The sequence below is a fragment of the Kitasatospora sp. NPDC008050 genome (assembly GCF_042957465.1).
Taxonomy (GTDB): Bacteria; Actinomycetota; Actinomycetes; order Streptomycetales; family Streptomycetaceae; genus Kitasatospora.
The window spans coordinates 473952-486121 of the sequence record NZ_JBIBIJ010000003.1; the positions used below are offsets into that span (position 1 = coordinate 473952).

Sequence of the window (12170 nt, forward strand, 5' to 3'; positions counted from 1 at the left end):
TCAGGGCCTGCCCGGCGCCGGCCCCGCGTTTGCGCACCTCACCGCCACGGTGGGCGCACCCCGCAGCAGCCACGCCCCTGCGAGCTGCCCGAGACAAGGAGTTGGCCGATGCCGTCCACCCGGCCCGAGCACCCCGGCGACCCGAGCGGCCGCCCCGACCAGGCCGGCCTGCGCGAGCGGCTGGCGGCGCTCTGGTGCGACCTGCTCGGTCTGCCCGCCATCGGCCCGAGCGATGATTTCTTCGCCCTCGGCGGGCACAGCCTGCTGGCCACCCGGCTGGCCACCCGGATCCGCACCGAGCTGGGCCTGCCGGTCACGGTGGAGCAGGTCTTCACCCACCCCACCACCACCGAGCTGGCCCGGGCGCTGGGCGCCGAGCAGCCGGCCGGGGAGCAGGTGGCGGGCGAGCCGGCGATCCGGCACCTGCCGCGCACCGGCCGGGACCTGCCGCTCAGCTTTCCGCAGGAGCGGATCTGGCTGCTCCAGCAGCTGGTTCCGCACAACACCGCCTACAACTTCCAGTGCGCGCTGACGTTGCGCGGTCCGCTGGACGTGCCGGCGCTGGAGGCCGCGTACACCGAGGTCGTGCGACGGCACGAGATCCTGCGCACCTCCTTCCACGAGGTGGCGGGGCGGCCGGTGCAGCGGGTCCATCCGCCGTTCGCGGTGCTGCTGCCGGTGCAGCCGGTGCCCGGCGACACCGAGGACGAACGCCGCGCCGCGGTGCCGGAGTTGATCCGCCAGGCACTGGACGGCGGCTTCGACACCAGCCGGCTGCCGCTGGTGCGCTGGCGGCTGCTGCGGGTGTCGGCCACCGAGCACGTGCTGATCCAGGTCGAGCACCACTTCGTGCACGACGGCTGGTCGCTCGGGGTACTGCTCGGCGAACTGGTGGCGCTCTACCGGGCTGCGGTGGCCAGCCGACCGGCCGAACTCCCCCAGCTGGAGTACCAGTTCGGTGAACTGGCGGCGCACACCCGGGCAGTGATCGCCGGCGACCGGCTGGAACGCGAACTCGACTACTGGCAGCAGAAGCTGGCCGGCCTGCCACCGCTGCTGGAACTGCCGCTGGACCGCCCGCGCCCGCCGCGCCAGAGCTTCGACGGCGGGGTGCACAAGGAGCTGCTGGCCCCCGGCCTGTACGAGGAGTTGAAGGCGCTCGGGCGGGACTGCGGCGCGACCCTGTTCATGCTGCTCAGCGCCGCGTTCAGCACGCTGCTGCACCGGGTCAGCGGCAGCACCGACGTGCTGACCGCCACCGGGGTGGCCAACCGGCGGCTGCCGCAGAGCGAGCCGCTGCTGGGCATGTTCGTCAACACCCTTCCGCTGCGCACCGATCTCGGGGGCGACCCGAGCTTCCGCGAGCTGGTGGCCCGGGTCCGGGCCGCGACGCTGGAGCTCTACGCGCACCAGGACGCGCCGTTCGAGAAGGTGGTCGCGGTGGTCCGCCCGGACCGCGACCTGAGCTACAACCCGCTCTACCAGGTGATGTTCAGCTTCCACGACGCGGCCGTGCCGGACCTGGAGCTGGCCGCGGCCGAGCCGGACGGCGCCGAAGCCACGGCACCCGGCGGCGGGCCGGCCGCACAGGACGGCGCGCTGCGCGCCGAGTTGGAACTGCTGCACAACGGGACCGCCAAGGCCGACCTTAACGTCATCGTGGTCCCCCGCCCCGAACAGCGGGCGGGGCTGGGCGTCCAGCGGCCCGGGAGCGGGCTGGTGGGCGCGCCGGACGACGGCGTGCTGATCTGGTGGGAGTACTCCAGCGACCTGTTCGACCCCGAGACCGTCGCGGCACTCGCCGGTCACTACCAGGCGCTGCTGCGCGCCGTCGTCGCCGACCCCGACCGCCCCATCTCGCGGCTCGACCTACTGGACGAGGCGCAGACCGCGGCCGTGCGGGCGGCCGGCAGCGGACCGCTGCGGCCCTGGCCGCAGGGTGATCCGGTGCCGGCCGCGATCGCCGCGCGGGCCGCCGAGCAGCCTGGTGCCCCGGCGCTGGTCGCGGTGGACGGGACGCTCTGGAGCCGGGAGCGGCTGGACGCCGCCGCCGGGCGCGTCGCGGCGCGGCTGCGGACCCTCGGGGTGCGCCCGGAGGACCGGGTGCCGCTGGTGCTGCCCCGCGGCCCGGAGGGGATCGCCACTCAGCTGGGCGTGCTGCGCGCCGGCGCGCTCTACCTGCCGCTGGACCCGGAGCAGCCCGCCGAGCGGATCGCCGCGCTGGCCGCCGACTGCGGTCCGGCCCGCGCGGTGACCACGGCCGCGCTGCGCGGGAGCCTGGGTCCTGTCCGGGCGGGCGACTGGCTGACGGTGGAGGAGCTGCTGGCGCCGCTGGACGAGGAGCCGGGAGCGCCGGAGCCGGCGCGCCCGGCCGACCCACTGCCGGCCGACCCACTGCCGGCCGACCCGCTGCCGGGCCAGGCCGCCTACGCGATCTACACCTCGGGCTCCACCGGCCGCCCCAAGGCGGTCACCGTGACCCACGCGGGCCTGGCCAACCTGGCCGGCTGGCACCGCGAGCGGTTCCAGCTGACCGATGCCGACCGGGTCGCCCACCTGGCCGGCCTCGGCTTCGACGCCTCGGTCTGGGAGGTCTACCCGGCGCTGGCCGCCGGTGCCACGGTGGTGGCGGTGCCCGAGGCGGTCCGCCGGGACGCCGAGGCGCTGCGCGACTGGCTGGTCGAGCAGCGGATCACCGTGAGCTTCGCGCCGACCCCGCTGGCCGAGCGGCTGCTCGCGCTGCCCTGGCCGGCCGGGACCGTGCTGCGCCACCTGCTCGCCGGTGGCGACCGGCTGCGCCGCCGGCCGCCGGCCGGGCTGCCGTTCACGCTGGTCAACGCCTATGGGCCGACCGAGCACACGGTGGTGGCCAGCAGCGCCACCGTCGATCCCGACGGTGCTGGGCTGCCCTCGATCGGCACCGCGGTGGACAACACCCGGCTGCTGGTGCTGGACACCACCGGGCGCCCGGTGCCGCCGGGGCTGCCCGGTGAGCTGTACCTTGCGGGGCCCGGCGTGGCCCGCGGCTATCTCGGTGATCCGGCGCGCACCGCGGCCGCCTTCCGTCCCGAGGCCGGCGGTCCGCCCGGCAGCCGGACGTACCGGACCGGGGACCGGGTGCGGCTGCGGCGCAACGGCGAGCTCGACTTCCTGGGCCGGGTGGACCAGCAGGTGCAGTTGCGCGGGGTCCGGATCGAGCCGGGCGAGATCGAGCACGCCCTGCTGCGGCATCCGGAGGTGGCCGCGGCGGTGGTGGTGCTGCGCGGCGAGGGTGAGAGCGCGGCGCTGGCCGGATACGTGGTGCCGCGCGACCCGGCCCTGCCACCGGACCCGGCCGGGCTGCGCGGCTTCCTGACCGGGCACCTGCCGCTGCATCTGGTGCCGACCGCCTGGGCGGTGCTCGCCGCCCTGCCGCTGACGCCCAGCGGCAAGCCGGACCTGGCCGCGCTGCCCGAGCCCACCAGCGGGCAGCGGGCGGCCGAACCGCTCGGCTCGGCCGCCGAGCGGCGGGTGGCCGAGGCCTGGTCGGCGGTGCTCGGCCGGCCGGTCGAGGACCGCAACGCCGACTTCTTCGCGCTCGGCGGGCACTCGCTGGCGGGCTACCAGGTGATGGCCGCGCTGGCGCCGGGCGCACCGCTGCGCCTGCTGTTCGAGCACCCGACGGTCGCCGAGCTGGCCGGGGCACTGGCGGACGGCGCGGCCGGTGCCGTCGGCCCGGATGGCCTGGACGACGCGGCCGGTGCGGTGGGCGAGGACGGCGAGGACCCGACGGCCGGCCTGTCCGACGCGGAGATCGACGCCCTGCTGGCCGCCTGGGACGGTGCGCCGACCGAAGCGACGGAGGAGATCCAGTGACCGAGCAGCAGCCCGCCACGCCACCCGCCACGCCACCCGCGAACCCACCTGCGACCCCGCCCGCCACGCCGCCCTCGACTCCGCTCTCGGCGGCCGAGAAGCGGCGCCTGGTGGCCGCCCGGCTCGCCGGACGGTCCGGCGGTGGCCAGGTGCCGAAGGGCCCGGCGGTCTTCCCGCTCGGCGCCCAGCAGCGCGGCATCTGGTTCACCGAACAGGCCTCCCCCGGACGCTCCGCCTATCACATCTGCCGCTCGATCACCGTCGACGGTCCGCTGCGGGTGGCCGAACTACACGCCGCACTGAGTGATCTGACGGCCCGTCATGAGGCCCTGCGGACCAGCTTCACCGTCCGCGACGGCGTCCCGCTGCAGCAGGTGGCGCCGGCCGTCGAGGTGCGCCTGCCGGTGCAGCAGCTCCCCGACGAGGACCCGGCCACCCTGCGACGGATCGTCCAGGCCGAGGCCGAGCAGGCCTTCGACCTGACCGCCGGGCCGCTGCTGCGCTGCCGCCTGCTGCGCCGCGCGCCGCAGCGCCACCAGCTGGTGCTGACGCTGCATCACATCATCGCCGACGGCTGGACGGTGGGCCGACTGCTGCGCGATCTCGGGGAGCTCTACGCGGCCCGCTGCCGGGGCGAGGCGGCGCAGCTGCCGCCCGCTCCCGGGTACAGCGGCCACGCGCTGGCCCACCGCGGCTGGCTGGCCGGTCCGCAGGCCGCCCGTTCGCTCGGGTACTGGGCCGAGCGGACCGGCGACGTCCCGCTGCTGGAGCTGCCCACCGACCGCCCCCGGGTGGCCCGGGCCGGGCGCCGCGGCGCGCTGGTCCCGCTCACGCTGCCCGCCGAGGCGCTGCGCGGCCCGGGCGGCGAGGGCGCCGGCGGCACCGCGTTCCCCGCTGTCCTGACCGCCTGGGCCACCGTGCTGCACCGGTGGACCGGGCAGAGCGACTTCGCCCTCGGGGTGCCGGTGGCCGGGCGCACCGGCGCCGACTGGTGGCAGAGCGCGGGCCTGTTCGCCGACTTCCAGCCGCTGCGGGTCGACCTCTCCGGCGATCCCTCTTTCGCCACCGCGACCGAGCGGAGCCGCCAGGCCCTGCTCGCCGGCCTCGACCACCCGGGAATCCCCTTCGACCGGCTGGTGGAGGAGCTGCGCCCGGCCCGACTGCCCGGCCGCACCCCGGTCTTCGACGTGGCGTGCACCATGCTCAGCGGCCACCGCGAGGAGTTGGTGCTGCCGGGCCTGGACACCAGCGTGGCGCGGGTCTACGCGGGCGGCGCGAAGCTGGACCTGACCCTGGAGCTGGTCCAGCGGCCCGACGGCTCGGCCACCGGCCATCTGGAGTACGACCGCGACCTGTTCGAGGATGCCACCGCCCACCGGCTGGCCGATCACCTGGTGCGACTGAGCCGGGCGGCGGCCGATCAGCCGCACACCGCGCTCAGCGCCCTGGAGTTGCTCGACGCGGCCGAGCGCGGCGAACTGATCCGACTGGGCACGCCACCGGCGGTCGACTATCCGCAGGAGGCGACCGTCGCCGAGCTGTTCCGGCAGGTCGCGGCCCGGCGCGGCGAGGAACTCGCCCTGGCCTGGGCCGAGTCCGCCCAGCTCGGCACCCCCGGAGCGCTCAGCTACCGCGCGTTGGACGCCTGGTCCGATGCGGTGGCCGCCGGGCTGACCCAGCACGGCGTACGCCGTGGGCAGTTCGTCGGCGTGGCGGGCGGGCGCTCGGTGCGCTTCGTGGTGGCCGTGCTCGGCATCCTCAAGAGCGGGGCCGCCTACGTGCCGCTCGACCTCGCCCAGCCGGCCGAGCGCACCGCGCTGCTGATCGAGCAGGCCGGACTGGGCCTGGTGCTGGACAGCGGCTCGGGCGCACCGGCGACCGGCCTCGGCATCCCGGTGCTGCCGCTGCCCGAACCGCAGGACGGCGTCCGGCCGCCCGCGCTGCCCGTGCTACCCGTGCTGCCCGAACCGCAGGACGGCGTCAGGCCGCCCGGCGGCGCTCTGGACCCCGCCTACCTGATGTTCACCTCCGGCTCGACCGGTGTCCCCAAGGGCGTGGCGGTGCCGAACCGGGCCGTGGTGCGCCTGGTGCGCGGCGGCCGGTTCGCGGCGATGACCGAGGACGAGCGCTGGCTCGCGCTGGCGCCGCCCGAGTTCGACGCCTCGACGCTGGAACTGTGGGCGCCGCTGCTGGCCGGCGGCGTGCTGCTGATCGGCCCGCCCGGGGTACCCGACCTGCAGGGCCTCGGTGCACTGATCGAGCGGTCCGGCACCACCTCGCTCTGGCTGACCGCAGGCCTCTTCCACGCGATGGCGGAGGAGAACCCGCAGGGCCTGCGCCCGCTGCGCCAACTCCTGGCGGGCGGCGATGTGTTGGCGCCCCGCCAGGTGCGGGCGGCGCTGGCGGCGGTCGGCGGGCCGGTGGTGAACGGCTACGGGCCCACCGAGAACACCACGTTCACCACCTGCCAGGTGCTGCGCACGCCCGAGGAGGTGACCGACCCGGTCGCCATCGGCCGGCCGGTCGAGGGCAGCACGGTCCATCTGGTCGACGCCCACGGGAACCTGGTGCCGCGCGGGGCGGTCGGCGAGCTGTGCACCGGCGGTGACGGCGTGGCGCTCGGCTACCTCGGCCACCCGGCGCGCACCGCCGAGCGGTTCGTGCCCGACCCCTTCGATCCGCGCCCGGGGCGCCGGCTCTACCGGACCGGGGACCGGGCCCGCTGGCGGGCCGACGGCACGCTGGAGTTCCTCGGCCGGGCCGACGGCCAGGTCAAGCTGCGCGGCTTTCGGATCGAGCCGGGCGAGGTGGAGAACGCGCTCACCGAGCACCCGCGGGCGGCGCAGGCCGCCGTCGCGGTGCGTCCGCTGCCCAGCGGCGACAAGCACCTGATCGCCTGGGTGGTGCCCGCCGAGGCGACCGGACCCGAGGAGGGGCTGGCGGCCGAGCTGCGGGAGTGGCTGCTCGGCCGGCTGCCCGCCCACCTGGTGCCGGGCCGGGTCGTGCTGGTGGAGCGGCTGCCGCTGGGGCCGACCGGCAAGGTGGACCGGCGCGCACTCGTCGACCCGGCCCGCGACAGCGGCGACGCACCGGCGGGCGAGGAGCCGCGCCCGGGGACCGAGGAGCTGCTCGCCACCCTCTTCGCCCAGGTGCTCGGGGTGGCCCAGGTCAGCCGACTCGCCGACTTCTTCCTGCTCGGCGGCCACAGCCTGGCCGCGATCCGGCTGATCGGGCGGATCCGCTCCTGGTTCGGCGTCGAGCTGCCGGTGAGCACCGTCTTCGCGGCGCCCAGCGTGGCGGGCCTGGCCGTCGCGGTGGACGCCGCACGTGCGGCCGGATCGGCCACGGTGCCCGCCCTGACGGCCGGCGGCGCAGAGCTCGGACCGCTCTCGCACGCCCAGGAGCGGCTGTGGGCCGTGCACCTCAAGGACCCGTCCGACGTGGCCTACACCGTGCCGCTGGAGCTGGAGCTGACCGGGCCGCTCGACCCCGCGGCACTGGCCGCGGCGCTGCGGGCCGTGGTCGACCGGCACCCCGCGCTGCGCACCGCCGTGGCCGCCGAGGGGGCCGAGCCGCGCCAGCGCATCCTGCCGCCCGGCCTGCCCGTCCCCCTGGAGCGCGCCGACCTCGGCGCGCTGGCCGGGCGGGCCGGCGAACTGGCCCTGCAGCAGCTGCGGGAGGAGTTCCTGGCCCGGCCCTTCGATCTGACCCGGGCCCCGCTGCTGCGCGCGCTGCTGGTCGGGACCGGGCCGCAGCGGGCCAGGCTGCTGCTGACCGTCCATCACCTGGTGGTGGACGGCGCGGGGGTCGCGGTCCTGCTGCGGGACCTGGCGCGGGCCTGCGACACGGCCGGCGCGCTGCCGCCGGCCGCCGCGGGCACCCCGACCGGCATCGACCTCGCCCTCGCCGAGCAGCGGCTGCTGACCGGGCCGGCGCTCCAGGAGCTGACCGGGCACTGGCGCCGACGGCTCGCGGGCCTGCGCCGCCCGGCCGCCGCCTCCACCACCGTTTCCACCACCGCCTCCACCGCCTCCACCGCCTCCACCACCGTTTCCGCCTCCGGAGACAGCTCCGGGGAAACTCCGGCGGGCGAGCTGCTGCGGGTCGAGGTGCCCGCCGCGACGGTCGCGGCGCTGCGGGCGCGGGCGGCCGGCGCGGGTGCCACCCTGCACATGGCGGTCACCGCCGCCGCCGGGCTGCTGCTGGCCGAGGAGCACGCGGGCGAGGTGGTCCTCGGCACGCCGATGGCCCAGCGCCTCGACGAGGGCTTCGAGCGCGAGATCGGGCTCTTCCTCAACACCGTGCCGCTGCGCCTGTCGCTCGGCGACCGGCCCGCCTTCGGCGAGGCACTGGCGCTGGTCCGGCGCACCCTGCTGGACGCGGTCCGGCACGCCGCGCTGCCCTACGAGCGGATCGCCGAACTGGCCCGCGACGAGGACGGCCAGGTGCCGCAGCTGATCGACGCGCTGGTGCAGGTGCAGCCCGCGCTGCCCGCCCGCCTCGCCTTCGGCGGCGCCGAGGCGGTGCTGCGCCCCGCACACCACGGCACCGCGAAGTTCGCCCTGACCCTGTCCCTGTTCGACGACGGCACCCGGCTGACCGGCTTCTGGGAGTTCGCCACCGCGACCCGCACCGCCGCCGAGGTGAGCCGGCTGCACGAGCGGCTGCTGGCCCTGCTGGCGGCCGCCGGCGCCGACCTGACGGCTCGCCCCTCCTACGGCGGGGCAACCACGCCCGACGCCGCCACCGAGACCGAGACCGAGACCGAGACCCAGGATGCACCGGCGCACGCGGCGCACGCCGCGGACCCCGCTCTGGTCGCCGCCATCGCCGAGATCTGGCACGAGCTGCTCGGCACCCGTCCCGAGCCGTCGGACAGCTTCTTCGCCCTGGGCGGCAGCAGTATCAGCGCCACCCGAGTGGTCTCCCGGCTGCGCGTGCACACCGGTCGCGAGGTCGCGCTGCGCGAGCTCTACGACTGGCCCCAGCTCGCCGAGTTCGCCGCCCGGGTGGCCGGCGCGCCGGCCGCCGACCACCGCCCGCCGCTGACCCGCGGCGAGGCCGACCACGGGCCGCTCTCCTTCGCGCAGCTGCGGCACTGGGTGCTCGATCGGCTGAACCCCGGTACGTCGGCCAACAACATCCCGCTCACGCTGCGTCTGTCGGGCCCCCTCGACCGGCCGGCCCTGGCCCAGGCCCTCGCCCTGGTGGCCGCCCGGCAGGGCGCGCTGCGCACCGTCTTCGCCGACCACGACGGCGTGCCCGAGCAGCGGCTGCTGCCGCCGGTCCCGATCGAGCTGCCGCTCACCGAGGTGGCCGACGAGGCCGCCGCGCTGGCCGCCGCCGACCAGCAGGCCGCCCTGCCGTTCGAGTTGACCGCGGGCCCGCCCTGGCGTGCGGCTCTGCTGCGGCTGACCGAGCGGGAGCACTGGCTGCTGCTGACCTTCCACCACATCATCGCGGACGGCTGGAGCGCCTCGGTGCTGCTCGGCGAACTGGCCGCCGCCTACGCGGTGTTGTGCGAGGAACCGGGAGCCGCCCTGCCACCGGCGCCGCCCGTGCGCTACCTGGACCACGCGCGCCGCCAGCGCGAGTGGCTGCGCGGCGAGCAGCTGGCGGCCGAACTCGCGCCCTGGCGAAGCCTGCGCGGCACCCCGCCGCTGGAGTTGCCGCCACCGGCCCAGGCCGAGCCCGGCGGGGTGGGCTCCATCGCGCTGACGCTGCCCGCCCGGTGGCGCCGGGAGGCCGAGCTGCTGGCCGGCCAGGAGCGGGCCAGCCTCTACATGCTGCTGCTGGCGCTGTGGGCCGCCACGCTCGAACTCCACACCGGTCAACAGGATTTCGCGGTCGGCACGTTCACCGCCGGGCGCACCGAGCCGGCCCTGGAGCAGCTGGTCGGGTTCTTCGTCAACAACCTGGCGCTCCGCTGCGAGCTGGCCGGCGATCCCAGCTGGCGCGAGCGGATCGCCCGGGCGCGGGCCACCTGCACCGAGGCGTTCGCGCATCAGGAGGTGCCGTTCGAGAAGGTGCTGGAGGCGGCGGGGGTCGAGCGGTCCGCCGAGCGCACCCCGCTCTTCCAGACGCTCTGCGTCCTGCAGAACTACCCGGGCCGGCCTGGGAACTTGGGAGCGCTCGGGCTCGACCTGGTCCGCCGCCCCTACGACCGGGCCGACTTCGACCTGACACTGTGGCTGCGCCCGGACGAGGACGGCGGGCTGAGCGGCGGCATCGACCACGACACCGCCGCCGTCGACCGGGCGACCGCCCAGCGGATCGCGGAGACCTTCCGCCGCTTCGCCGAGGCGCTGCTGTCCGGGCCGGACGAGCGTCCGCGCCGGGCACTGCCCGCGGCGCCGCCGGTCCGCCCGGCCCTGGCACCCGCCGCGGGCCCCTGGCTGCACCAGCGCACCGCCATGGCCGCCGCCCGCACCCCGAACGCCCCGGCGCTGATCGAGTACCGCCCGGAGGACGGGAGCACCCTCGTCACCACCCACGGGGAGCTGGAGCAGGCCGCAGGCCGGCTCGCCCACCGGCTGCGGCAGGCGGGGATCGGGCCCGAGCGCGCGGTCGCGGTGCTGCTGGGCCGCTCGGCGGCGGCCGTCACCGCGTTCCTGGCCGTCCTCAAGGCCGGTGGCGGCTATGTGCCGATCGACCCCGGCTACCCGCCGGAGCGCATCCGCACCCTGCTGGAGGACTCCGGCGCCGACCTGCTGGTGGGCACCACCGAGCAGCTGGCCCGGCTCACCGCGAGCGGCGCGATCGACCTGCCACAGGCAGCGGCTCCCGGCCGGCTGCTGGCCCTGGACGACCCCGCCACGGTGCGCGAGCCGGCCGCACCGCCGGTCGGCGCTCTCGCCGAACAGCCCACCGTCGCCGACCAGTTGGCCTATGCGATCTTCACCTCCGGCTCCACCGGACGCCCCAAGGCGGTGGCGGTGAGCCACGCCAACCTGAGCGGCTATCTGGACGCCATCGGCCCGCGGCTGGCCCTCGGGCCGGGCGACCGGGTGCTCGGCTTCGCCTCGGTGAGCTTCGACGCCACCGTCGAGGAGCTGTATCCGGCGCTGGTGGCGGGTGCGAGCGTGGTGCTGCGCCCCGACGGGCTGCGCACGCCGGACAGCGGCTTCGACGCGTTCCTCGCCGCGACCCGGCCCACCGTGCTCAGCCTGCCGGTCTCGTTCTGGCACGCCTGGGTGGAGCGGATGACGGCCGAGCGGCTGCGGGTGCCGGCCGGGGTGCACACCCTGCTGCTCAACGCCGAGGCGCCCGCGCCGGCCCGCTACCAGGAGTGGCTGCGGCTGTGCGACGCACCGGTGCGCTGGATCAACACCTACGGGCCCACCGAGGCCACCGTCACCGCCACCCTGCACCAGCCCGCGGCCGACAGCGCCGCCCCGCCCCTGCGGTTCCCGATCGGCACGGCGCTGGCCAACACCACGCTGCACGTGCTGGACGGCTACGGCACTCCGGTACCGCCGGGGACACCGGGCGAGCTGTTCCTGGGCGGGCTGGGCGTGGCGCGCGGCTACCTCGGGCGGCCCGCCGCCACCGCCCGCGCCTACCCGCCGGACCCGTATGCCGCCACGCCCGGCGCCCGGCTCTACCGCACCGGCGACCGGGTCCGCCAACTGCCCGACGGTGAGCTGGAGTTCCTCGGTCGGCTGGACCACCAGCTGAAGATCCGCGGCCACCGGGTGGAACCGGGCGAGGTGGAGGCGGCGCTGGCCGGGCACCCGGTGGTGCGCCAGTGCGCGGTGTTGCCGCACGGCGCGCCGCCGGCGCTGCGGCTGGTCGCCTACGTGGCCCCGGCCGGCGAGGCGGCGAGCGAGCAGACGATCCGCCGCGACCTCGGCGCCCGGCTGCCCGAACACCTGGTGCCCGCCCGGATCCTGTTCCTGGACCGGCTGCCGCTCACCCCGAACGCCAAGGTGGACCGGGCCGCGCTGGCCGCCCGCCTGACGCAGGACCTGCGCGCCGCCGAGCAGGACGCACCCGCCGCAGATCTGACGGAACGTCAGGAGCTGCTGGCCGGAGTCTGGCGCGCGGTGCTCGGCCGCGAGCAGATCGGCCCCGGGGACAACTTCTTCGCGCTCGGCGGGGATTCCCTGCTGGCCGTCCAACTGGCCGTCCGGGCCCGGGCGGTCGGCCTGGCCCTGGAGGCCCGGGAGGTCTTCCGGTACCAGAGTCTGGCCGAACAAGCCGAAATAGCAGATCAATTGACCGAGCCGGCGGTGAGCCCGAGCACATCGGCCACCCGCCTGGACGGCCGGCAGAAAGCGGAGCTCATGGCCCGCCTGAACGGAAGGTGAGCGGCG

Annotated in this window: 2 protein-coding genes; both read left to right on the forward strand. The window is 76.5% G+C overall.

Features of this window, described 5'->3' with window-relative positions; translation table 11 throughout:
* The first annotated feature begins 108 nt into the window (after positions 1-108).
* Complete coding sequence (locus tag ACFZB9_RS08925) at positions 109-3855, forward strand: amino acid adenylation domain-containing protein (protein ID WP_391445031.1); 3747 nt, start codon at positions 109-111, stop codon at positions 3853-3855.
* Positions 3852-12164: an amino acid adenylation domain-containing protein gene (locus tag ACFZB9_RS08930; protein WP_391445033.1), complete on the forward strand. Its 8313-nt coding sequence runs from the start codon at positions 3852-3854 to the stop codon at positions 12162-12164. Before ACFZB9_RS08925 ends, ACFZB9_RS08930 begins: the two co-directional genes overlap by 4 nt.
* Positions 12165-12170: the final 6 nt, after the last annotated feature.

Excerpts from the sequence above, each read along its gene's own strand:
- ACFZB9_RS08925 (WP_391445031.1), top strand. The coding sequence starts at position 109 with ATGCCGTCCACCCGGCCCGAGCACCCCGGCGACCCGAGCGGCCGCCCC.